This is a genomic window from Methylobacterium sp. Leaf117 (assembly GCF_001422985.1).
Taxonomy (GTDB): Bacteria; Pseudomonadota; Alphaproteobacteria; order Rhizobiales; family Beijerinckiaceae; genus Methylobacterium.
This window is the reverse complement of sequence record NZ_LMNL01000001.1, coordinates 304,974-328,155: the sequence shown is the minus strand read 5'-3', so window position 1 is coordinate 328,155 and position 23,182 is coordinate 304,974. Positions and strand designations below refer to the sequence as shown.

Genomic DNA, 23,182 nt, shown 5'->3' with positions numbered 1-23,182 from the left:
CGGGACCAACCTACTCGACGTTCTGAACCTGCTCCCGGAATTGCTCCACCACGGCCTTCAAGTCGAGTCCGATCCGCGACAGGGTGACGTCGTTGGCCTTGGCGCACAGGGTATTGGACTCGCGCCCTAGCTCCTGGGCCAGGAAATCGAGCTTGCGGCCGATGGCGCCGCCGGCGGCGAGGAGTTCGGCCGCGCTGGCCAGATGGGCCTGGAGCCGGTCGAGCTCTTCGCGGACATCGGCCTTGGCGGCGATCAGCACCGCCTCCTGGTGCAGGCGGTCGGGATCGAGGCTGCCGGCCTCCAGCAGGGTCGCCACGGTGGCGGCGAGGCGCGCCTTGACGGCTTCCGGCTTGCGGGCCGGGCAGGCCTCGGCGGTGGCGGTGAGCCGGGCCATCTCGGACAGCTGGCCCTCGATGACGGCGCGCAAAGCCCGCCCCTCGGCCCGGCGGGCCTCGACGAGGTCGGCCACCAGTTGGACCACGCCGGCGGCGAGATCGTGGGCCAGGGCGTCGGTGTCGGTGCCGGGCTCCTCGTCAGATTCGATCACGCCCCGGATGCCGAGCAGCCCGTCGAGGGAGGCCGGGGCCAGCCCTTCGGGGCGCGGCACGCGGGCGATGGCGGCGGCGAGCTGGCCCAGCAGGGCCTCGTTGACGCGCACGCGCGGGGCGGCGTCGGGGCGGGTCAGCGTCAGGTTGAGCTGGCACTGGCCGCGCGCCAGGGTCTTCTGCAGGGCGGTGCGGGCGACCTCCCCGACCGCGTCGTAGCCGCTCGGCACCCGCAGGCGCACATCGAGGCCGCGCCCGTTCACGCTGCGGACCTCCCAGGCCCATTGCACCGGCCCGGTGGTGCCGGCGGCCCGGGCGAAACCGGTCATGCTGGAGAGGATCATCGTGGTGTCCGCGTCGGACCGACCGCCTTCCCTCCCCCTTGTGGGGAGGGACCGAGGGTGGGGGTGGTTGGGCGACCCTGCGGGTGCCGAGGGAGGGCCATCGCATGGGGTGGCACCCCGTCATCCCGGGGCCGCGCAGCGGAGCCCGGGATCCAGAACCACAACGGGTGCCAGACTTTACACCGTCGGCGGCTCTGGATTCCGGGCTCGCCTGTGGCGCCCCGGAATGACGGAGTGGTTCATCGATTTATTTGGCTCGCAAAGAGACTCAAGAGCAGCGTACCGAACCCCTACGGCTGCTTCAGCACCGGCACGGTCTTGGGCGAGTTCAGGTCGAAGGTCTTGTTGCGCAGGGGGTCGAGGCGGGTACCCTCGGAGGCGTCGAAGGCCCGCGGGCGGACGCTGCCAGGCTCCGGGGTCGCCGCCATGTTGGTGCCGTCGGGAGCGTAGGCCGAGGCGGCGCCGGGCATGGTGGCGGCGGAGGTGCCGGGCGGGTCGGCCTTGTCGACCACCGCGTCCGGGGTCGGGGTCTGGCGCGCCTTCTCGACCTGACGCCAGCGGGCGACGTTGCGCGAATGGCCTTCGAGGGTCTCGGCGAAGGCGTGGCCGCCGGTGCCGTCGGCCACGAAGAACAGGTCCTTTGTGCGCGAGGGGTTGGCCACGGCTTCCAGGGCGGCGCGGCCGGGATTGGCGATGGGTCCCGGGGGCAGGCCCTCGATCACGTAGGTGTTGTAGGGCGTGGCGCGCTCGATCTCCGTGCGCTGGATGCCGCGCCCGAGGGTGCCGCGCCCGCCCACCAGCCCGTACACGATGGTGGGGTCCGATTGCAGCTTCATGCGCTTGTTGAGGCGGTTGACGAACACCCCGGCGACGCGGGGCCGCTCGTCGGCCCGGCCGGTCTCCTTCTCCACGATGGAGGCCAGGGTCACCATCTCGGCCGGGGTCTTCACCGGGATCTCGGCCGAGCGGCGCAGCCAGATCTGGTTGAGCACCTCGCGCTGCTTGGTCCGCATCAGGTTGACGATCTGCTGGCGGGTGGCGCCGCGCTCGAACTTGTAGGTGTCGGGCAGCAGCGAGCCTTCCGGCGGGATCTCGTTGATGTCGCCCGTGAGGATGTCGTTGTCGTTGAGCCGCATCACGATCTGCTCGGAGGTCAGCCCCTCCGGGAACGTGATGGCGTGCTGCACCTGACGGCCGGAGGACAGGGTGTCGATGGCCTCGCCGATGCTGGCATGGGCCTTGAAGGTGTACTCGCCGGCCTTGAGCGCCTTGCCGGAGAAGCGGGCGGCCCATTCGAACAGGGCGGTGTGGGTGATGACGCCTTCGCGGCTCAGTGCCTCGGCGATCTCGGAGGTGCCGCTGCGCGGCGGGATGACCACCACCTTGTCGGCGGGCAGCGGCCCCGGCTCCTTGGTCTGACGCTCGAACAGGGTGACGCCGATCATCACCGCGATGGCCAGCACCACGGAGGCGGTGAGCAGGCCGGAGATGCGGGCGAGCAGACCGCCGCGCTCACGGACCGGACGGTCGGGCGGCGGCGGCGCGGCGGTGGGCTTGATCGCCTCGCTCGGGCTGCGCGGCGACAAACGGTTGGGCAGGGCTGGCTCGTCGGACGGGATCGGCGTCGACGCCGGATTCTGACGTTTGCGGAAGAACATGGACATCCTGTTCGGGCCTCAGGTCCCCGCCCCGGCCGCCGCCGGATTTTTTGGGGATTCCCTGCGCCCGAGTCGAGTGGGTTGGCGCACGGGACGGGCATTTTGGCGCGCGAACTGCGTGGGTTTTGTGGCGAAATGGGGATGCGCCGACCCAGCGAAGCGATCCGGCCTGGGCGAGCCGCTTGGTCGGCGGAGTGCGGGAGGGCGACCGTTTTCCGTGGGGAAGGATCTCGGCGCTCGACCCGTAGCGGCTCCAGAGGCACACTCACTTGTCTTGAACGACCGCAAGACTTCTATTCAGTCCTCTTTCCGAGGCTATGTTATGCGCCGAATCGAGGATTTTCACATGAGGCGCGGAAATCTTATTGCCCTGTTTTTTCAAATCCCATTCTTTATCATTTTGTCTGTTCTCATGAAGATACCTTTCGATCAGCTCGAAAAACAAGAGGCTTTTGGTTGGTTGGACTGACTTTCGGAGGTATCGCTTGGTTCGCGAGCTTCCTTTATATCTTAATAAGCAACATAAAAAAGCTTGCGAGCTATGCCGACACCTCTCCGATCCTGTCGCCGATCTTGAGGTTCATAACGCTCTACCAGAAACGAATACGATTTGTGCTTTATATCTTCATTTTTCTGGTGCTTGTTCTGAAAATGTTTGCACCGAAACAGAAGGTTTTCCTGGCGCCGACGATGTTAGGCCAAAGTACGATCCTGTCGCTTCACCGATAGCGGAATCGGCGCTTCCTGTTGGTTCTGGGCTCGACCCTTGCGCCAGAGCGGTTGTGCGACAGACACCTCGGAGTATTGGCCCTGAGGAGAACATTGAATTCGCCGTCGCGCCTGGCTCATCAGTTGCTTCCAAGAACGCGGTCATCCCGGGGCCGCGTAAGCGGAACCCGGGATCCAGAAACACAGGTTCAGCGGGGTTTTCTACTGAAAGCGGCTCTGGATTCCGGGCTCGCCTTCGGCGCCCCGGAATGACGGGGCTGTCTTCCAAATCCGCTTCGCAAGGGCTGTAAAACGCGATGACCTTCCGTCGTCCCATTCAAGGAATTGCGGCAGATGATTCACACGTATCTCAGAATATTTATTTGCCAGCCAAGATTCCGTCATCGAGGCTATAGCGTCAGTTGCCTAACGTGGTGCTTCGCTCGCAACACGCGACGGCGGACTTCTTCCGTCCGCCCACGCGGCAGCCATGACAGTCAAATTATAGATAGAACTCTAAGTAACCTTGTAGAAGAAAAAGCAGCTCAAGTTCTTAGTTGTCCGGACGCGTCGTATCGCAGAGATGTCTCTCAAAGATTGGAACGATTGCCTTGATATTAATCCAACCGCCGCATCACCAAGCTCGCATTCGTCCCACCGAACCCAAACGAATTCGACAGCACCGTATCCACCCGCTTGCGCTTGGCCTCGTGCGGCACGAGGTCGATGGCGGTCTCGACGGAGGGATTGTCGAGGTTGAGGGTCGGGGGCAAGATGCCGTCGCGGATGGCCAAAATCGAAAAAATCGCTTCCACGGAGCCGGCGGCGCCGAGGAGGTGGCCGATCGAGGATTTGGTCGAGGACATCGAGGCCTGGGCGGCGTGGTCGCCGAGCAGGCGTTCCACGGCCTTCAGCTCCAGCTCGTCGCCCATGGGCGTCGAGGTGCCGTGGGCGTTGATGTAGTCGAGGTCGCTGGCCTGGATGCCGGCGCGCTTCACGGCGGCGCTCATGCAGCGGAAGGCGCCGTCGCCGTCCGGGGCCGGCGAGGTGATGTGGTAGGCGTCGCCGGTGAGGCCGTAGCCGATCACCTCGGCGTAGATCTTGGCGCCGCGAGCCTTGGCGTGCTCGTATTCCTCGAGCACGACGACACCGGCGCCCTCGCCCATGACGAAGCCGTCGCGGTCCTTGTCGTAGGGGCGCGAGGCGCGGGTCGGGTCGTCGTTGAAGCCGGTGGAGAGGGCGCGGCAGGCGGCGAAGCCCGCGAGCGCGAGGCGGTTGACCGGCGATTCGGCGCCGCCCGCCACCATCACGTCGGCATCGCCGAACTGGATCAGCCGGGCCGCGTCGCCGATGGCGTGGGCGCCGGTGGAGCAGGCCGTCACCACCGCGTGGTTGGGGCCTTTCAGGCCATGCGCGATCGAGATCTGGCCCGAGGCCAGATTGATGATGCGGCCGGGAATGAAGAAGGGCGAGATGCGGCGCGGGCCCTTGTCGTGCAGGGTCACCGAGGCGTCGTAGATGCCGCCGATGCCGCCGATGCCGGAGCCGACCATGACGCCGGTGGCGCACTGGTCCTCGTAGGTGGTCGGGTGCCAGTCGGCATCGTTCAGGGCCTCGCCGGCGGCCGCCATGGCGTAGACGATGAACGGATCGACCTTGCGCTGCTCCTTGGCCTCCATGAAGGCGTCGGGATTGAAGCTGCCGTCAGTGCCGTCGCCGAAGGGCACGGAACAGGCGATGCGGCAGGCCAGATCGTCGACGGGGAACGCCGTCACGACCTTGGCCGCCGACTCGCCGGCGATCAACCGGCTCCAGGTGGCTTCGACCCCGCTGGCCAGCGGCGTCACCATCCCCAAGCCCGTCACCACTACCCGACGCATCGCGCTATCCCGAACCGGTCCTGTCATCACAACGAATGGCGTGCGGGGCCCGGATCGGCCCCGCGCACGCGCGATCCGTGGCCTTAAGCGGAGTTCTTCTCGAGGAACTTCACCGCGTCGCCGACCGTCTGGATGGTCTCGGCGGCATCGTCGGGGATCTCGACGTTGAACTCTTCCTCGAACGCCATCACGAGCTCGACGGTGTCGAGGCTGTCGGCGCCGAGATCATCGATGAAGTTCGCGCCCTCGACCACCTTCTCCGGCTCCACGCCGAGGTGCTCGACAACGATCTTCTTCACGCGCTCAGCGATATCGCTCATCGGTCTTGGTCCTTAGCTCTTCAAGGTCGTGATGGTGCAAGGATCTTTGTGTGAAGAGTCTTGCTGGTGGAGGTCTTGTTCTGGGAGGTCTTGTTTTTGAAGGTGCCGTGGCCGCCGTCCCGTCCCGGGACTGACTGTCGGATGGAGCGGCCGGTGTGATCGATCGCGCGTTTCGGTCAAGTCACCGGACTTGTCCAGTCGGTGACCCGTGATTTTCCAACCTCCGCAACACGCTGAATCGGCACCCCCCTCGCACGGCAGCCGGGGTGTTAACACAGGGTTCCGACGCTGGCGAGGGGCGGTTCACAACCCGTTCATCGGTGTGGCCTTTTCGAGCCGGTCCCCAAAATTATCCCCTGTGCGGTGCAGCAAAAACCGGGCTCCTCCCCCTTGTGCGGAGGGGCCAGGGGTGGGGCGGCGCCGCTGCCCGCCACAAGGGGGAGGAGAGGAGAGAGGCGCCCGGCATCAATACATCGCCATGCCGCCGTTCACGTGCAGCGTCTGGCCGGTGACGTAGGCGGCCTCGTCGGAGGCGAGGTAGATCGCGGCCGCGGCGATGTCGGTGCCGGTGCCGAGGCGGCCCATGGGCACGCGGGTGAGGATGCCGTCGCGCTGCTTGTCGTTCAGCGCGTCGGTCATCGGCGAGGTGATGAAGCCCGGCGCGATGCAGTTGACCGTCAGGTTGCGGGTGGCGACCTCGGCGGCCAGCGCCTTGGTCATGCCGACGAGGCCGGCCTTGGCGGCGGCGTAGTTGACCTGCCCCGGATTGCCGGTGGCGCCCACCACCGAGCCGATGTTCACGATGCGGCCGTGGCGGCGCTTCATCATGCCCTTCACCGCCGCCCGCGACAGCCGGAACGCCGCCGACAGGTTGACGGCGATGACCGCATCCCACTCGTCGTCCTTCATGCGGAGCACGAGGTTGTCGCGGGTGATGCCGGCGTTGTTGACCAGGATGTCGAGGCCGCCGAGGGCCGCTTCGGCAGCCGGGATCAACGCCTCGACCGAGGCCTTGTCGGAGAGATCGCACGGCACGAGGTGGACGCGCTCGCCCCCGAGTTCGGCCGCGAAGGCTTCCAGGGCCGGCTGGCGGGTGCCCGAAATGGCGAGCGTGGCGCCCTGCGCGTGCAGGCCCCGCGCGATGGCGCCGCCGAGGCCGCCGGTGGCGCCGGTGACGAGGGCCTTGCGGCCGGTCAGGTCGAACATGGGCGTTCCTCGAGGTTCAGCCGAAGGCGGGAAAGGCAGCGATGTCGTCGGGCGTGCCGACCGCGCCCGCGACGGCGCCGGGGGCGATGCGCTTGACGAGGCCGGTGAGCACCTTGCCGGTGCCGATCTCGCTGAACTGGTCGATGCCGGCGGCCGCCATCGCGGCGACGCATTCGCGCCAGCGCACGGTGCCGGTGACCTGGGCCACCAGGGCCTCGCGGATCGCGGCCGGATCGGACAGGGGGGCGGCCCGCACGTTGGCGTAGACCGGCACCACCGGGCTGTGCATCGCGACCTCGGCCAACGCCTGCCGCATGGCCTCGGCGGCGGGGGCCATCAGCGAGCAGTGGAACGGGGCCGAGACGTTGAGCATGACCGCGCGCTTGATCCCGCGCGCCTGCGCTAGGGCGACGGCCCGCTCGACCGCCGCCTTCGCGCCGGAGAGCACCACCTGGCCACCGCCATTGTCGTTGGCGACCTCGCAGACCGCGCCCTCGGCCGCCTCGGCGGCGATCGCCTGGGCGATGTCGGCATCGGCGCCGATCAGCGCCGCCATGGCGCCCTCTCCCGGAGCCACGGCGCCCTGCATGGCGGTGCCGCGGATGCGCAGCAGCCGGGCGGCGTCGGCGATGGAGAAGGTACCCGCAGCGCACAGGGCCGTGTATTCGCCCAGCGAATGCCCGGCGACGCAGGCGACGTCGCGCTTCAGGTCCAGGCCGCGCTCGGCCTCCAGCACGCGCAGCGTCGCCAAGCTGGCGGCCATCAGGGCCGGCTGGGCATTGGCCGTGAGGGTGAGGTCCTCCATCGGCCCCTCGAACATCAGGCGCGAGAGCGGCTGGTTCAGGGCTTCGTCGACCTCCGCGAACACGTCGCGGGCCTGGTGGAAGTGCTCGGCCAGCGCTCGCCCCATGCCGACGGCCTGACTGCCCTGGCCGGGGAAGATGCAAGCGCGCGCCATGTGATCTCCTCGTCGTCGGGCCGGGATTGCCCGGCCCGGATAGCCCAAACCGGAAGGGCGGCGCAGTCGCACCGCCCGCCACCTGTGTCAACATGGCGCCGCAGCGAGGCGGGCGGGTGTCAGCCCTGGTTGAAGAAGTCGACCGTGCCGGAATCGAGGCTGTAGGACGCCCCGACGATGCGCAGCTTGCCGGCCCTCAGCGGATCGAGCAGCGACGGCTCGGAGGCGCTGCGCAGGCGCTCCACCACCCGGTTGACGTTGGCCCGCACGCAGTTCTCGGTGAAATCGCCCGGCACGTCGCGCTGCGACAGCACCGCCGGCACGATCGGCTCGATCATCCGGCCGATGGAGCCCGGGAAGACGGTGTTGTTCTTGACGACGTCGATGGCGGCCTCGACGGCGCCGCAGCGGCTGTGGCCCATCACCAGCACCAGCGGCACGCCGAGTTGCGAGACGCCGTACTCGATCGAGCCGAGGGCCGCGGTGTCGACGCAGTTGCCGGCATTGCGCACGATGAACAGCTCGCCGAGGCCGCGCCCGAACAGGATCTCGGGCGAGACGCGCGAATCGGAGCAGCTCACCAGCACCACGAACGGCGTCTGACCCAGAGCGATCTCGATCCGGCGCTCGCGGCCCTGCACCGACCGGACCGGACTGTCGGTCTGGTAGAGCCGGTTGCCCTCCTTCAGGGCCTCCAGCGCCTGATCGGCGGTCAGGGTCGTCTTCTTCGAGGACGGGACCGCCGCGAGACTGAGATTCGGCAGCGCCGTCGCGGCAAAGCACGCGGCCCCGAGAGCGCAGCCGCAGCCGAGAAGGCCACGGCGGGTGAGATGTGCAGTCATGGTCGGTTCGTCCCCCGGCCGCGCCGGTTCTTCGCCGCGACTCGTCTCCTTTATAACCGGTCCACGCGGAGGGTCCCTGAGGCGTTATGCGGGGGATGGCGATGGGATTGCCGGGGATCGATGAACGTGGGCCATGGGATGGAATAGGGTGGGATATCCGGTGTACTGTGATCCGCCCTGTTCTTCAAAACGTCTTTACGTTACGAAATCCATCGCGTGGATGCCTTTCAGATCCGGGTCTTTCTGAACCAGTCGCGCACAAAGAGAAAGCCGATCCTTGAGATGGATCCAAGAATAGATCCTGCCGTCAGCGGGACACCAATCGTTAGAATAATGACCATCTCGATTGATAGGTAGTAATACACATAGAAATATATAAGCATTATCAAAAGAAGCGCAGTCGCTAAAATCACAAAATAAAATAAGGTTTTAATTTCATTCGACAAGACAAGCGCAGTAATGAAGGCCATGCAAAATGACGGTGCGGCCATCAGAAGTAGCAGCAATCCAAGGTTACCCTGCCTCATTGACGATCTCCGTAGCGTTCGCTCAAACAAACACGCCTTTATTGCTTATCGCTCAAGGGCTGCTCCGAAAATAACCCAAAAACTTATTCAGTGTCGTTCTTCAATAGCCTTGATCTGTCTATCGCGGCAACCCAAAAGGTTGATTGATCGGTTCAATTCGACCAAAATCGCCACCGTACAGACGTCGACGCCACTTATTGTGATTGAATTATCTAGCTATTTATAGGTAATTATAATTTAGTGAATCAATTTTCTATATTTTAATACGTATATAAATTTGATGAACGAATATTACGTTTCAATCATTAAAATATTAATTTGATTTATTGCTGATATCTATTCCATGATGATTCCTACCAAGGATTCATAGAGCTGGATGCTCGATGTCCAGAAAGAGTCTATTCTCTTGTCGTGGTTGGCTTCGATCGCAACGTGCTGCTGAGATTGGCGCCGTTGGGAATGTTTCCGACTTTTAAATTTCGTTAGCAGAGGACGCGCAGCGTGGACGTCCGTCGCGATTCAAAACAGTCTCTCCTCCGGTTGTTATGAACTTGTCCTCGGCGACCGGACCAACGCGCGTTCCAAGCGGGCCTTCGAAAAGCGTCGGGATTCCGTTCGCCGGTGAGAGGAGGATCGCCCGCCGACGATAGTGCCGGTCCCGGGGATAGGCGAATGGATTTCGCCACCGCTTGTTGCCCGGCGCCAAGGGGTGTATGTATCGGGCTCAGCCCAGAAATTCCGTCCGAGGAAGGAGCCGTCCGCCATGGCTCGCGTCACCGTTGAAGACTGCATCGACAAGGTCGAGAACCGCTTCGAGCTGGTTCTGCTGGCCAGCCACCGGGCGCGCCTGCTCGCTGCCGGCGCCCCGCTGACTATCGACCGCGACCGCGACAAGAATCCCGTCTGCGCCCTGCGCGAGATCGGCGACGAGACGATCACGGCGGATGACCTGAAGGAACAGCTCATCCACTCGATGCAGAAATATGTCGAGGTCGACGAGCCGGAGGCCGAGACCGTGCCGCTGCTGTCGAGCTCGCCGGCCGCCGCCGCCGTCGCCCCGCCCTCGTCCAGCGACGACGGCGCGGTGCAGTTCGATCGCATGAGCGAGGAAGACCTGCTGCGCGGCCTCGAGAACCTGGCGCCGCCCACCGAGACGGACGAAGAGGCCGAGTAGGCCTCCCACCTTCGCGACGAAGCGACGAGAACCCGGCCTTCGCGCCGGGTTTTTTCATGCCGCGATCGGAGCGGGAGAATCGCTTTTCCTGCGGTGGGTCCCGGAATTTCCGCGGATGCGACGCCGTGGGGCTGGCGTGGACGCGTGCGATGCGGGACACATCGGGAAGCGGCATCCGCTGCCGGATGCGTTGCGTTGCGGAAGGGTCTCCCGGCGGATGATGCGCCAATACGAGCTTGTCGAGCGGGTCAAGCGCTACAATCCCGCCGCGAACGAGGCCCTGCTCAACCGCGCCTACGTCTATGCCATGCGCGCGCACGGAACCCAGAAGCGCGCCTCCGGCGATCCCTTCTTCGCCCATCCCCTCGAAGTCGCCGCCATCCTGACCGACCTCCGGCTCGACGACGCCACCATCGTGGCGGCGGTGCTGCACGACACCGTCGAGGACACCGCCGCGACCCTGGACGAGATCCGCGAGATCTTCAGCCCGGAAATCGGGGCGCTGGTCGATGGCCTGACCAAGCTGAAGCGCCTCGACCTCGTCTCCAAGCGGGCGGCGCAGGGTGAGAACTTCCGCAAGCTGCTGCTGGCGGTCGCGGCCGATGTGCGCGTGCTTCTGGTCAAGCTCGCCGACCGCCTGCACAACATGCGCACGCTGCACCACATGCGCGTCGACAAGCGCGAGCGCATCGCCCAGGAGACCCTCGACATCTACGCCCCGCTCGCCGGCCGCATGGGCATGCAGGAGCTGCGCGAGGAACTCGAGGATCTGGCGCTTCGCAATCTGAAGCCGGAGATCTACGCCACCATCGCGCAGCGCCTCGCCGACCTCTCGGCCAAATCGGAACGGCTGGTCGAGAGCATCGAGCACGATCTGACGGCGAAGCTCGCGGCCCAGGGCATCAAGGCGGTGGTCACCGGCCGGCAGAAGCGGCCCTACTCGATCTCGGCCAAGATGGAGCGCAAATCGGTCGCCTTCGAGCAATTGTCCGACATCTTCGGCTTCCGGGTCGTGGTCGAGACCCTGGCCGATTGCTACGGGGCGCTCGGCGTCGTCCACACCAGCTGGCCGATGGTGCCGGGCCGGTACAAGGATTACATCTCGACGCCGAAGCAGAACGATTACCGCTCGATCCACACCACGGTGATCGGCCCGAAGAGTCAGCGCGTCGAGCTGCAGATCCGCACCGCCGCCATGGACGAGATCGCCGAATACGGCATCGCCGCCCATGCCCATTACAAGGAGAGCGGCGGCAAGGACGAGATCGGCGGAGGTCATCCCCGCCTCGCCACCGAGAGCGGCGCCTACCAATGGCTGCGCCGGACCATCGAGCTGCTGGCCGAGGGCGACAGCCCGGAGGAGTTTCTGGAGCACACCAAGCTCGAACTCTTCCAGGACCAGGTGTTCTGCTTCACCCCGAAGGGCCGGCTCATCGCCCTCCCCCGGGGCGCGACCCCGATCGACTTCGCCTATGCGGTCCACACCGATGTCGGCAATTCGGCAGTCGGGGTGAAGATCAACGGCCGGATGGCGCCGCTGCTGCACGAACTGGTCAACGGCGACGAGGTCGAAATCGCGCGCTCGGACGGCGCCGCGCCGCCGGCGGCCTGGGAATCCCTGGTGGTCACCGGCAAGGCGCGCTCGGCCATCCGCCGGGCCACGCGCTCGGCGGTGCGGCGCCAATATGCGGGCCTCGGCCGCCAGATTCTCGACCGGGCCTTCGAGCGCGCCGCCAAGAGCTTCTCCGAGGACAAGCTGCGGGGGGCGCTGCCGCGCCTCGCCCGGCAGAGCCTGGAGGACGTGTTCGCCGCCGTCGGCCGGGGCGAGATGTTCTCCGGCGACGTGGTGCGCGCGGTCTATCCCGACCACAAGGACGAGCGCCGCGGGGCGCCCGCGCCCCTGCCGCAGCCGACCTCCGGCGACGGCGCCGGCCGCCTGAGTCTCGCCAAGGACCAGACCATGCGGCTGACCTTCCCGGAGGGTCGCGCCGCCGAGCACGGACGCGCGGACGGCATTCCGATCCGCGGCCTCGACGGCGACCTGCCTGTGAGCTTCGCGCCCAATGGCGGCGCCGTGCCGGGCGACCGCATCGTCGGCATTCTCACGCCCGGCATCGGGGTGACGATCTACCCGATCCAGTCCGCCGCCCTGGCCGATTTCGACAACGAGCCCGACCGCTGGCTCGACGTGCGCTGGGATGTGGAGGCTGGGGCCAGCGAGCGCTTCCCGGCGCGCCTCGCCCTGCAATCGATCAACGAGCCCGGCGTTCTCGCCCAGATCGCCCAGGTCATCGCCGACCACGATGGCAACATCGACAATGTCTCGATGAAGCGGAAGACCCAGGATTTCACGCAGATCATCATCGACCTATCGGTCTGGGACCTGAAGCACCTCAACGCGATCATCGCCGAACTGCGCGGCAAGCGCACGGTGAACAAGGTCGAACGGGTGAACGGCTGACGGCGTGCCCGGGGCGGCCTGTTCGGCTATGGTGCTGCATCCGTTCGGTGATTCAGGACGGATCAGCCTGGGCCTCGGGGTTGTGACGGGGCGCAGCACAGCGCCCCCAATGCCCGGGGCTAAGATCGATTGATATTTGCAGTTGCATGCCAAAGTGGCGTTCAACAGGAAGATTTGACTTTTTGTCGCCGCAGGATTTAAACAAACATAGGTATTTCAGGCGTTATATCTGAGCTGAGAGGCCGTTCGGCGTTTTTCGCCCTGCTTTGGTCTGCCGGCGCCCAAGATCAAGTCTGCGCAAGAATTCCATAGCCTGCCAATATCCACCGGACTTTTCTAACTTATTTCTTGCAATATTTCTCTATTAAATGGATCCGTTCATGAGCGCACAACAGCGCAGCGCGCTATTCATCGATGGCGCAAACCTCTACGCGGCGACCAAGGCTCTGGGTTTCGATATCGATTATCGCCGGTTGCTGAAGGAATTCCAGTCCCGCGATAATCTCCTTCGGGCATTCTACTACACGGCGATCGTCGAAGACCAGGAATACTCGTCGATCCGCCCGCTGATCGATTGGCTCGACTATAACGGCTTCCGGGTCGTCACCAAGCCCGCGAAGGAATTCGTCGACTCGATGGGTCGGCGGAAGGTGAAGGGCAATATGGACATCGAGCTGGCGATCGATGCCCTCGAGCTCGCCCCCCGAATCGACCACATGGTGCTGTTCTCCGGCGACGGCGATTTCCGCTCCCTGGTGGAAGCCATGCAGCGGCGCGGCGTGCGCGTGACGGTGGTCAGCACCATCCAGACGCAGCCGGCCATGATCGCCGACGACCTGCGCCGGCAGGCCGACGAGTTCGTGGACCTCGCCCAGCTCATTCCGCGGATCGGGCGCGATCCCGGCGAACGCACCGGGGGGCGCGCGCCGGACAGCCGCAATCCCGACGTCAGAAGTCAGGATACTCGAAGTCAGGATAGCCGAAGCCAGGATAGCCGAAGCCAAGACAATCGTGGATCGGGCGATACCGGCACCCGCTCGCGCGGCGAAACCCCGGAGCGCTCGGCGCGCCCGGTCCCGGCTGCGGCCCTGGAAAGCCGCTACGGCATTCGGCAGAGCGACGAACCGGTGGAGTCGTAGAGCCTCAGGCCGAGCCATCGTGCGAAAGACGAAAGGCCGGGCGTCTCGCGACGCCCGGCCTTTTCGCATCTTTCATCGATTCGGGTGGACGCAAGCCTCGCCCCGGAGATCCTAGCCCTTGTCGCGCATGATGCGGGCGCGGTCGCGCTGCCAGTCGCGCTCCTTCGAGGCCTCGCGCTTGTCGTGCAGCTTCTTGCCTCGGCCGAGCCCGAGTTCGATCTTCGCCCGTCCCTGCTCGTTGAAGTAGATCTTCAGCGGCACCACGGTGAAGCCCTCGCGCTGGGTCGCACCGATCAGCTTGTTGATCTGCTTGCGATGCAGCAACAGCCGGCGCGGACGCTTGGTCTCGTGGTTGAAGCGGTTCGCCTCGACGTATTCGGGGATGTAGGCGTTGAACAGCATCAGATCGGTGCCGGACGGACCAGCATAGGCCTCGCCGATCGTCGCCTTGCCCTTGCGCAGGGATTTGACCTCGGTGCCCGTCAGCGCGAGCCCGGCCTCCAGGGTATCGGTGATCTCGTAATGGTAGCGGGCGGCGCGGTTGTCGGCGACGACGCGGCGGTTCGATTCAGGTTTGGGAGCCATCACAACGTCGGGTCAGGCCGGTCGCAGAGTCGCGACCGGGCCGAGGAATATGGTTCGTCGTCGCCGATTTGCCAGATGGTTCAGGCGTCGAGCAGGCCCGCATGGCGCAGGGCGGCATCCACGAGCGCCTTCGTCTCGTCGCCGACCGGGAGGAGCGGCAACCGCACCTCGTCGGTCATCAGGCCGAGGCGCGCCAGGGCGTACTTCGCCGGCGACGGGTTCGGCTCGACGAACATGCTGGCATGGAGCGGCATCAGACGGTCCTGGATCTGCAGCGCCTTGGCGTAATCGCCGCCGAGCGTCGCGTCCTGGAGGTCGGCGCAGAGCCGGGGCGCCACGTTGGACACCACCGAGATGCAGCCGCAGCCGCCCTGGGCGTTGAAGCCGAGCGCCGTCGCATCTTCGCCGGACAGCTGGATGAAATCCTCGCCCATCGCCTGGCGCTGCAGGCTGACACGGTCGAGCTTGGCCGTGGCATCCTTCACGCCGGCGATGTTCTTGAGTTCGTACAGGCGCGCCATCGTCTCGACGCTCATGTCGACGATGGAGCGCCCGGGAATGTTGTAGAGGATGATCGGGATGCCGATGGCATCGTTGACGGCCTTGAAATGCGCGTAGAGCCCGGCCTGGGTCGGCTTGTTGTAATAGGGCGTCACCACCAGCACCGCGTCGGCCCCGGCCTTCTCGGCGTGGCGGGCGCGGGACACCGCCTCGGCGGTGGAATTGGAGCCGGCGCCGGCGATCACGGGCACGCGGCCGGCCGCTTCCTCGATGCAGATCTCGACCACGCGGTCGTGCTCGGCATGGCTCAGGGTCGGGCTCTCGCCGGTGGTGCCGGTGGGAACGAGCCCGTGGATGCCCTCCGCGATCTGCCAGTTCACGAACTTGCGGAAAGCGGCCTCGTCGAAGGCCCCGTCCTTGAACGGGGTCACGAGCGCGGTCATCGCGCCCCGGAGGCGTCGGGTGGAGGTCTCGGTCATCCTGGCGTTCCCAGCCGTCGGTCTTGTCATGGCCGGTGTTCCGGCAGCGGCACCGCGTGTCGCGGACGGGCAGACATAGGCGCTCGCCCGCACCGGCGCAAACGCTGCTTTGCCGGGGTTAATGCCTTCTTAATGCCCTTTGGGTGAGCTTGATGGTCTGTCCACGGTGATGGGACTGGAAGAACCATGGTGTTCTCGACGCAGCGCGCAGCCCTGATGCTGGCCCTCAGCCTGGCTTCGGCCGGCGCCCTCGCGGCCTCTGCCGGGCCGGACGGGGAGCCGAGCCTGCGGCCGGCGAGCGATGCGGTGGCGCCCTCCGCCGCCCTGCCGGACGCCAAGATCCCCGATCCGGTCGCGGCCGACGCCCTCAAGATCGACGCGAAGGCGCCGGAGGCCGCCCCGAGCCAGGCCCTCCCGGCCGCCGCCAAGGCCTACGCGTCGGCCGACCCCGAGGCCGGCATCGCATTTCCGCTCCCCGATGCGGCGGTCTCCCCCGTCGCCCCGATCCCCGAGGTGCCGGACTCGGCCCGCGCCGCCCAGGTGGCGCCGGATATCGACCTGCCGGCCCTGCGGCAGGCCATCGATGCCTACCGCAAGGGCCGCGTCTCCGAGGGCGACCGCCTGCGCGACGGCTTCAAGGACCCGGCCGCCCGCGCGCTCCTCGAATGGGTGGCGATCCGGGCGGGAGCCGGCATCGGCTTCGAGCGCACGGTGTCGTTCACCCGCCTCCATCCCGACTGGCCGGCCGGCCCGCTGCTCCGGCGCCGGGCCGAGGAGGCCCTGCTGACCGAGCGCCGCAATGCCGCGACCGTGCGGGCGTTCTTTGCCGCAGCGAAGCCCGCGAGTGCGCCGGGCAAGTTCGCCCTGGCGCTCGCCTTCAAGGCCGACGGGCTCGACGAGGACGCAGCCGCGCTGGTGCGCGACCTGTGGCGGTCCGAGACCTTCGGCCGGAACCTCGAGACCAAGGTGGTCGACGCCTTTCCGACGGTGCTGACCCGAATCGATCACCGCTACCGGATGGAGCGCGCGCTCCTGAAGGAGGATTACGACACCGCCGGGCGCGCCGCGGCTTTGGCCGGCGGCAGCTACGCCACCCTGGTGCGCGCCCGCCGCGCAGTGGAGGACAAGAGTTCGTCCGCGCCCGCCGCCCTCAACGCGGTGCCGCCGTCGCTGCGCAGCGATTCATCCTACATCCTGTCACGGGCCCAGTACCTGCGCCGCCATGACAAGTTCGCGGAGGCGGCCGCGATGCTGGCGACCGCGCCGACCAACGGGGATGTCCTGGTCGACGGCGACGAGTGGTGGGTCGAGCGCCGGATCGTGGCCCGCAAGCTGATCGATACCAACGACCCCGCGGGTGCCTACGCGGTCGCCCGCGCTCCCTGCGCCCGCACGGTGGAGAAGCGAATCGAGGCCGCGTTCCACGCCGGCTGGATCGCCCTGCGGTTCCAGGACGACGCCGCCAAGGCAGCCGGGCACTTCGCCGAAGCGGCCGAGATCGCCGAGACCCCGATCTCGCTCGCCCGCGTCGCCTATTGGCAGGGTCGCGCGGCCGAGGCCCTGGGACAGGCCGAGGCCGCCAAGACCTTCTACGAGCGGGCCGCCCTGCAGCCGATCGCCTATTACGGGCAGTTGGCGCGCACCAAGCTCGGGCGCTCCAGCCTGTCGCTGCGCAGCATTCCCAACCTCGACGCCAAGCAGCAGGGCGCCTTCGACCAGCGCCTCTACGTGCGCGCCCTGAAGATGCTGGAAGCCGCGGCGATCCGCGATCTCGCGCTGCCCCTCTACATCGACGCGGCCAATCGCCTGACCGATGCCGCCGAACTCGAAGCGCTGGGCAACATCGCGGCCGAGCAGCGCAACTCCCGCGCCCTCGTGGCCATCGGCAAGGCCGCGGTTCAGCGCGGCCTGCCCCTGGACGCCCACGCCTATCCGACCATCGGCATTCCGAACTACGAGGCCTCCGCCGCCGTGCCCCTGGTGGAGAAGGCGATGGTCTTCGCCATCGCCCGCCAGGAGAGCCAGTTCGACCCGCAGGCGCAATCGAGCGTCGGCGCCCGCGGCCTGATGCAGATGATGCCGGCGACCGCCCAGCGCACGGCGCGCCGCGTCAGCGCCAGCTTCGACCAGGACCGCCTGACCAGCGACCCGGCCTACAACGCCCGACTCGGCCAAGCCCATCTCGGCGAGCTGATGGAGGATTGGCGCGGCTCGTACATCCTGGCCTTCGCCTCCTACAATGCCGGCGGCGGCAACGTGAAGAAGTGGATCGACGCCTACGGCGACCCGCGCAAGGGCGGCGTCGACCCCATCGACTGGGTGGAGCGCATCCCCTTCACCGAGACCCGCAACTACGTCCAGCGGGTGATGGAGAACCTGCAGGTCTATCGCAACCGCCTCGACGGCAAGAGCGCGCTCCTGATCGACGGCGACCTCCAGCGCGGGGCGCGCTGACCCGGCGTGGACCGACGTGGTCAGCGCGGCCTTGCCGCGCTAGGTGGCAGGATCTCAGCCGCCTGCCCCGGACATGCCGTGACCGATTCCACCGAAACCCGAACCGTCCTCCCCGAAGCGGTTACCGCCGAAGCCGCTGCCCCCGAACCCGCTGCTCGCAATGTCATCACGGCCGCAATCCTGGTCATCGGGGACGAGATCCTGTCCGGGCGGACCAAGGACAAGAACATCGGCACCATCGCCGATTACTGCACGGCCATCGGCATCGACCTGAAGGAGGTGCGGATCGTTCCCGACGAGGCCGACCGCATCGTCGCCGCCCTCGACGCGCTCCGGCACGCCTACACCTACGTCTTCACCACCGGCGGCATCGGCCCGACCCACGACGACATCACCGCCGATTGCGTGGCCGCCGCCTTCGGGGTGACGATCGACATCGACCCGCGCGCCAAGGCGATGCTGCTGGAGCGCCACAAGCCGGAAGACCTCAACGAGGCGCGTCTGCGCATGGCCCGCATCCCGGCCGGCGCCGACCTGATCGCCAATCCGATCTCGAAAGCGCCGGGCTTCCGCATCGGCAACGTCTTCGTCATGGCGGGCGTGCCGGCGATCATGCAGGCGATGCTCGATACGATCGGCCCGACCCTCGACACCGGCGCCAGGGTGCTGTCGGAAACCATCGAGGCCGGCAACATGCCCGAGGGCACCTATGCGGGCGGCCTCGCCGCTATCGCCAAGGCGCACGGGGCTGTCTCCATCGGGTCGTATCCGTCGATGACGCAGACCGGGTTCGCCAACCGCATCGTGGTGCGGGGCAAGGACGCCGAGGCCGTCGCGCGGGCGAAGGCCGAGATCGTGGCGCTGCTCGCCACCTTGCGGATTTGACGCGACCGCCCGAACCCGGGCCGCCGTGACCCGCTTGCATCAATGCGACCTGTGGAGCGGACACGATGGCGGAGCATACGGAGAACGAGGATGCCGAACAAGCGGAGAGCGTGGCCGAGAGCGGCCGGCCGGACGCCTTCGTCTTGCACGAGGTCATCCGCCGCGAGGGCGACGAGGAGTTGCGGCGGCGTGGCGGCGCGCTGCTGATCTCGGCCCTCGCGGCCGGCCTCTCGATGGGCTTTTCGCTGATCGTGCCCGGGGTGCTCCAGGCGCATCTGCCGGAGGCTCCCTGGGCCAGCCTGATCACGAGCCTCGGCTACGCCACAGGCTTCCTCATCGTGGTGCTCGGGCGCCAGCAGCTCTTCACCGAGAACACGCTGACGCCGATCCTTCCGCTCCTGCACGATCGAAGCCGGACGACCCTGTGGCGGGTGCTGCGCCTGTGGGGCATCGTGCTCTTCGGCAACATCGTCGGCACGGCGGCGATCGCGGCGGTGCTCGCCTTCTCGGACGCCTTCGAACCCGGCCTCCATGCCGCCTTCACGCAGATCAGCCATCACGCGCTGGCCTCGGCCTTCGCCACCACGGTGATCAAGGCGGTGTTCGCCGGGTGGCTCATCGCCCTGATGGTCTGGATGCTGCCCGCGACCGGTTCGGCGGCGGTGTTCGTCATCATCCTGATCACGTGGCTGGTCTCGATGTGCGGCCTCAGCCACATCGTCGCCGGATCGGTGGATACGTTCTACCTCGTCTTCACCGGCGAGGCCTCGATGGTCGACTATGTTTGGCGCTTCTTCCTGCCGACGCTGATCGGCAACGTCTTCGGCGGCACGGCCCTGGTGGCGGTGCTCAATTTCGGCCAGGTCGCTCCGGAGGTCGAGGCCCAGAAGGAATCGGACGGCGAGGCGTGAGCTGGGCTCAGCCCGCGGAATCCGCCCGGCCCCGGACGTAGCCGTGCGAGATCAGGCGGTCCCGCCGCAGGGTTCGCCGCTCCGCCTCGCACAGATCCGTCAGGGCATCGGCCACGGCGCGGTGCAGGGCCAGGATCGCATCGCCGCCAGCCTCCTCCAGGTAAGCGGACACGATGGCCTCCGCCGGAGCCGCCCACTCGGACAGGGTGTTGGGACGAGGCTGCATCGCGGATCCTGATTGAGAACAGATCAGGAACATGGTCTGACCCGCCAGGGTGGGTCAACCGGGATTCGCAGGTTTTCCCCGAGGTCGGTTCGAAAGGCGCCGCCACAGAACGATGTGTCGGCGCGGGATCGTTAAGAAACGCACGCGCTTTCCGCAGCGCGCACGCGTTGATTCTTAGGCGCGCACAAGCCGGTTTCAGGCTTGCACGAGGCGGTTTCAGGCTCGCACGAGCCCCTTTCCTTTGACGGCCGCCGCGAGGGCTTTCAGGTTGCGGTTGAGATCGGCGATTTCGTTCAGCGCGATCGTCTTGTGGCCGTCCTTCACCGCGCGCTCGATGTCGCTCACCTGGTCGGTGGCGATGCGCTTCAGTTCGGCGGCGAGCTGGTCCCGTGTCATCGTCGCTCCTGTCACGGCTGGAGGGGTGCCGGATCGATCTAGCGCAACGTGCTTAACCGGCCGTTGTCGGATTCCGCATCGCACCGCCTCGCGCATCGTCCCACATTCTCCGATCCGCGAAGTCCGGGCGTAGAAATTCGGTACGGCCTGAGACGCTTCCGAGGGGGGTGTGTCTTGCGGGGCATAGTCGAGATGAACAACCGAGGATAGCTTGGCCAACAACTCTCCGACCCTGGGACAGACACCCCGATGATCTCAAAATTCCTCCTGGCCGGCGTTGCTTCGCTCGTCGCCCTCGGCGCGGCCAACGCTGCTGACCTTCCGCGCCGCGAAGTGGCGCCGGTCTTCACCCCGATCCCGGTCTTTACCTGGACCGGCATCTACGTGGGAACGCACAGCTCCTACACCTTCAGCGACAGCCAGAACATCCGGACGCTGGGCAATAACGTCAACACCGCGAACAACGTGGCCCTCGGCCGCCGCGCGCCGAACTTCAAGGCCGAGCAGGACGGCATCGGCAACATCGGCGGTGGCATCGGCTACAACTATCAGCTCACCCCGGGCTCCGGCTTCGTCATCGGCGCCGAGGCCGACGTGACCTGGACCGATATCGGCAAGCGCCGCGACTATCTCGGCCCGGCCATCGCGCAGAACAACTTCATCCCGGATCCGAGCAGCTACCGGAACCGCCTGAACTACCTCGGCACCGTCCAGGGCCGCCTCGGCTATGCCTTCGACCGGTTCCTGGTCTACGGGACCGGCGGCTTCGCCTACGGCGAGGTCAAGTATCAGGCCGACTTCTTCAACACTGCCGGCCAGCTCGCCTATTTCGGCCGCTACAAGGGCATGGAGACGGGCTACGTCTACGGCGGCGGCGTCGAGTACGCGATCCCCACCGACAGCTTCCTGAACCGCTTCAACTTCATCGGCGGTCTCATCGGCGCCAGCGCCATCACGCTGAAGGCCGAGTACCTGCGCTACGACCTCGGCAGCCGCAACGTGCTGGTGAACAACACCGGTCTGGGTGCGCCCGCCACCGGCTCGTACACCTCGCGCTTCAACACCGAGGGCAACCTCATCAAGGCCGGCTTCAACTACAAGTTCGGCTCGTACTAGGATCATTCGGTCCGGCGGCCCTGCGGGGTCGCCGGACCGGGACGTCCCGGACGAGAAAAGCCCCGCTCTCGCGAGCGGGGCTTTTTGCTGTTCGGTGCCGGATCGCCCGCGTCGGTGACGGGGTCGGGTCAGGTCCGCCAGGGGTGGGCAGGCAGTTCCGTCGATCCGATCGAGCTGGCACCGGCCAGGGCCACCGCGTGGTCGTTCTCGACGGTGGAGCCGCTGACGCCGATGGCGCCGGACATCTCACCGTCCTTGTCGACGATCGGGATGCCGCCCGGGAAGGTGATGAGCCCGTCGTTCGAGTGCTCGATGCCGTAAAGCGGCCCGCCCGGCTGCGAGAGCTGGCCGATCTGGCCGGTCATCATGCCGAAGAACACGGAGGTCTTGGCCTTCTTGTGCGAAATGTCGATGGAGCCGACCCAGGCGCCGTCCATCCGGTAGAACGCCTTCAGGTTTCCACCCGAATCAACCACGGCGATGCACATCTGCGTGCCGAGCTCGACGGCCTTGGCGCGCGCCGCCTCGATAGCCTTGTGCGCGTCTTCGATGGTCACGTGCATGATCGGATCTCCCTGAATACCTGGTCGTGGTGTCGTGTCATGCGAGAGCGTGACACGCTGATCTTGTAGATTTTCAGCAACGCTTGCCGATGACGGCGGTCTGCTAACGGACGAGGGCCCGATTCGGTGCCCTGGCATCCCCAGAACCCTCGCCAAACAAAAGGGCCGCCCCCGAAGAGGCGGCCAAGGTGCGGGTTAATTCGTCTGGTCGCTCGCGTGTCAGCTCGCCGACATCGCGTTGGCCTTCTCGATCAGTGCCTCGGCCATGCGGATGGAGGCGATGTCGATCAGGCGGCCGTCGAGGGACACGGCGCCCTTGCCAGCCTTGGCGGCGTCTTCCATGGCCGCCAGGATGCGGCGGGCCTTGTCGACTTCGGCGGCCGACGGGGTGAACACCTCGTTGGCGAGATCGATCTGCGAGGGGTGGATCGCCCACTTGCCCTCGAAGCCGAGCGCGGCGCAGCGGCGGGCGGCAGAGGTGTAGCCGTCCGGATCGGAGAAGTCGCCGAAGGGGCCGTCGATGGGACGCAGGCCGTAGGCGCGGCAGGCGACCATCATGCGGGCCTGGGCGAACAGCCACGGGTCCTGCCAATGAGTCTCGCGGTTGCCGGACTCGTCCTTGTCGGTCAGGACCGAGTAGTCCTTGTTGACGCCGCCGATGACGGTCGAACGGGCGCGGGTCGAGGCGGCGTAATCGGCGACGCCGAACGACATGGCTTCGAGGCGCTTCGACGAGGTCGCGATCGCCTCGACGTTGGCCATGCCGAGCGCGGTCTCGATCAGGACCTCGAAGCCGATCTTCTTCTCGCGCTTCTTGGCCTGCTCGATCTGCGTCACCATCACGTCGATGGCGTAGACGTCGGCCGGCACGCCGACCTTGGGGATCAGGATCATGTCGAGGCGCGGGCAGGCCTCAACGATGTCGACCACGTCGCGGTACATGTAGTGGGTGTCGAGACCGTTGATGCGGATCATCATGGTCTTGTTGCCCCAGTCGATCTCGTTGAGCGCCTGGATGATGTTCTTGCGGGCCTGCTCCTTGTCGTCCGGAGCGACCGCGTCCTCGAGATCGAGGAAGATCACGTCGGCCTTCGAGGTGGCGGACTTTTCCATGAAGGTCGGGTTGGAGCCCGGAACGGCGAGCTCCGAACGGTGAAGGCGCGGGGTGGCCTGCTGGATCAGGGTGAAGCTCATTGGGATTCCTTCCTGTTGGGAGTGTTCTGGTCGTTCATGAGACCCGACGGTCGGGCCACCATACCGGTCCGGATGCGCCTGAGCGCAAGCCCGAGGGCCTGGGGCGGCCC

The 23,182-nt window shown here is 66.4% G+C and carries 22 protein-coding genes; 8 read left to right on the top strand and 14 right to left on the bottom strand.

Translation table 11 applies throughout. The annotated features are described in order from the left end of the window. Window positions 1-10: 10 nt before the first annotated feature. Both ASF57_RS01455 and mltG read right to left on the bottom strand, forming a co-directional pair. Entirely contained in the window at window positions 11-889 is an 879-nt protein-coding gene (locus ASF57_RS01455) for a YicC/YloC family endoribonuclease (protein ID WP_056479144.1), read from the bottom strand. A 290-nt stretch (window positions 890-1,179) separates the two neighbouring features. Beyond that, window positions 1,180-2,547, bottom strand: coding sequence for an endolytic transglycosylase MltG (gene mltG / locus ASF57_RS01450; protein ID WP_056479141.1), 1,368 nt, complete (start codon window positions 2,545-2,547; stop codon window positions 1,180-1,182). Here mltG and ASF57_RS25320 point away from each other — a divergent pair. Beyond that, window positions 2,546-3,016: a hypothetical protein gene (locus ASF57_RS25320; protein WP_156375913.1), complete on the top strand. Its 471-nt coding sequence runs from the start codon at window positions 2,546-2,548 to the stop codon at window positions 3,014-3,016. The two genes, mltG and ASF57_RS25320, sit on opposite strands and share 2 nt — an antisense overlap. 856 nt (window positions 3,017-3,872) lie before the next feature. Here ASF57_RS25320 and fabF read toward each other — a convergent pair. The 6 genes from fabF to ASF57_RS01415 all read right to left on the bottom strand — a co-directional run bounded on the left by fabF (window position 3,873) and on the right by ASF57_RS01415 (window position 8,988). Further along, on the bottom strand, window positions 3,873-5,135 hold the full coding sequence (gene fabF / locus ASF57_RS01440; protein ID WP_056479135.1) for a beta-ketoacyl-ACP synthase II: 1,263 nt from the start codon (window positions 5,133-5,135) through the stop codon (window positions 3,873-3,875). 83 nt (window positions 5,136-5,218) lie between these two features. Beyond that, entirely contained in the window at window positions 5,219-5,455 is a 237-nt protein-coding gene (locus ASF57_RS01435) for an acyl carrier protein (protein WP_018044468.1), read from the bottom strand. 465 nt (window positions 5,456-5,920) lie between these two features. Beyond that, window positions 5,921-6,661 carry a 3-oxoacyl-[acyl-carrier-protein] reductase gene (gene fabG / locus ASF57_RS01430; protein WP_056479132.1) on the bottom strand — a complete coding sequence of 247 codons (741 nt, stop codon included), beginning with the start codon at window positions 6,659-6,661 and terminating at the stop codon, window positions 5,921-5,923. Between the two features lie 16 nt (window positions 6,662-6,677). After that, window positions 6,678-7,619 (bottom strand): ACP S-malonyltransferase, encoded by a 942-nt coding sequence (gene fabD, locus ASF57_RS01425; RefSeq protein WP_056479129.1) that lies wholly within the window; start codon window positions 7,617-7,619, stop codon window positions 6,678-6,680. A 119-nt stretch (window positions 7,620-7,738) separates the two neighbouring features. Continuing rightward, the gene (locus ASF57_RS01420) at window positions 7,739-8,461 is read right to left on the bottom strand and encodes a carbonic anhydrase (RefSeq protein ID WP_056189341.1); all 723 of its coding nucleotides are present in this window, start codon (window positions 8,459-8,461) and stop codon (window positions 7,739-7,741) included. A 227-nt stretch (window positions 8,462-8,688) separates the two neighbouring features. Beyond that, window positions 8,689-8,988 carry a hypothetical protein gene (locus ASF57_RS01415; RefSeq protein ID WP_056479125.1) on the bottom strand — a complete coding sequence of 100 codons (300 nt, stop codon included), beginning with the start codon at window positions 8,986-8,988 and terminating at the stop codon, window positions 8,689-8,691. A gap of 763 nt (window positions 8,989-9,751) precedes the next feature. On the opposite strand from ASF57_RS01415, the gene rpoZ reads away from it, so the two are divergent. The 3 genes from rpoZ to ASF57_RS01400 all read left to right on the top strand — a co-directional run bounded on the left by rpoZ (window position 9,752) and on the right by ASF57_RS01400 (window position 13,762). Next, window positions 9,752-10,162 (top strand): DNA-directed RNA polymerase subunit omega, encoded by a 411-nt coding sequence (rpoZ, locus tag ASF57_RS01410; RefSeq protein ID WP_056189348.1) that lies wholly within the window; start codon window positions 9,752-9,754, stop codon window positions 10,160-10,162. A 217-nt stretch (window positions 10,163-10,379) separates the two neighbouring features. Beyond that, window positions 10,380-12,623 (top strand): bifunctional (p)ppGpp synthetase/guanosine-3',5'-bis(diphosphate) 3'-pyrophosphohydrolase, encoded by a 2,244-nt coding sequence (locus tag ASF57_RS01405; RefSeq protein WP_056189352.1) that lies wholly within the window; start codon window positions 10,380-10,382, stop codon window positions 12,621-12,623. Between the two features lie 380 nt (window positions 12,624-13,003). Beyond that, entirely contained in the window at window positions 13,004-13,762 is a 759-nt protein-coding gene (locus ASF57_RS01400; protein WP_056480121.1) for an NYN domain-containing protein, read from the top strand. A 111-nt stretch (window positions 13,763-13,873) separates the two neighbouring features. Here the strand turns inward: ASF57_RS01400 and smpB are convergent, their stop codons facing one another. Beyond that, window positions 13,874-14,347: an SsrA-binding protein SmpB gene (gene smpB / locus ASF57_RS01395; RefSeq protein ID WP_056189358.1), complete on the bottom strand. Its 474-nt coding sequence runs from the start codon at window positions 14,345-14,347 to the stop codon at window positions 13,874-13,876. Between the two features lie 80 nt (window positions 14,348-14,427). Beyond that, the gene (gene dapA / locus ASF57_RS01390; protein ID WP_056189361.1) at window positions 14,428-15,327 is read right to left on the bottom strand and encodes a 4-hydroxy-tetrahydrodipicolinate synthase; all 900 of its coding nucleotides are present in this window, start codon (window positions 15,325-15,327) and stop codon (window positions 14,428-14,430) included. Between the two features lie 186 nt (window positions 15,328-15,513). On the opposite strand from dapA, the gene ASF57_RS01385 reads away from it, so the two are divergent. From ASF57_RS01385 to ASF57_RS01375, 3 genes are all read left to right on the top strand, one after another. Beyond that, window positions 15,514-17,781: a lytic transglycosylase domain-containing protein gene (locus ASF57_RS01385; protein ID WP_056479122.1), complete on the top strand. Its 2,268-nt coding sequence runs from the start codon at window positions 15,514-15,516 to the stop codon at window positions 17,779-17,781. A 165-nt stretch (window positions 17,782-17,946) separates the two neighbouring features. Then, a complete protein-coding gene (locus ASF57_RS01380) occupies window positions 17,947-18,666 on the top strand; it encodes a molybdopterin-binding protein (RefSeq protein ID WP_056189694.1) in 720 nt (239 codons plus the stop codon). Between the two features lie 65 nt (window positions 18,667-18,731). Then, window positions 18,732-19,577 (top strand): formate/nitrite transporter family protein, encoded by an 846-nt coding sequence (locus ASF57_RS01375; protein WP_056479119.1) that lies wholly within the window; start codon window positions 18,732-18,734, stop codon window positions 19,575-19,577. Window positions 19,578-19,584: 7 nt separating this feature from the next. On the opposite strand, the gene ASF57_RS01370 is transcribed toward ASF57_RS01375, so the two are convergent. Both ASF57_RS01370 and ASF57_RS01365 read right to left on the bottom strand, forming a co-directional pair. After that, the gene (locus ASF57_RS01370) at window positions 19,585-19,803 is read right to left on the bottom strand and encodes a hypothetical protein (RefSeq protein ID WP_056189369.1); all 219 of its coding nucleotides are present in this window, start codon (window positions 19,801-19,803) and stop codon (window positions 19,585-19,587) included. Window positions 19,804-20,019: 216 nt separating this feature from the next. Continuing rightward, window positions 20,020-20,199, bottom strand: coding sequence for a hypothetical protein (locus ASF57_RS01365; protein WP_056189372.1), 180 nt, complete (start codon window positions 20,197-20,199; stop codon window positions 20,020-20,022). Between the two features lie 249 nt (window positions 20,200-20,448). Here ASF57_RS01365 and ASF57_RS01360 point away from each other — a divergent pair, with 249 nt between their 5' ends. Beyond that, window positions 20,449-21,315 (top strand): porin family protein, encoded by an 867-nt coding sequence (locus tag ASF57_RS01360; protein ID WP_056479116.1) that lies wholly within the window; start codon window positions 20,449-20,451, stop codon window positions 21,313-21,315. Between the two features lie 128 nt (window positions 21,316-21,443). On the opposite strand, the gene ASF57_RS01355 is transcribed toward ASF57_RS01360, so the two are convergent. Both ASF57_RS01355 and ASF57_RS01350 read right to left on the bottom strand, forming a co-directional pair. After that, complete coding sequence (locus ASF57_RS01355; protein ID WP_056189378.1) at window positions 21,444-21,878, bottom strand: heme-binding protein; 435 nt, start codon at window positions 21,876-21,878, stop codon at window positions 21,444-21,446. A gap of 219 nt (window positions 21,879-22,097) precedes the next feature. Continuing rightward, window positions 22,098-23,072, bottom strand: coding sequence for a CoA ester lyase (locus ASF57_RS01350; RefSeq protein WP_056189381.1), 975 nt, complete (start codon window positions 23,070-23,072; stop codon window positions 22,098-22,100). Window positions 23,073-23,182: the final 110 nt, after the last annotated feature.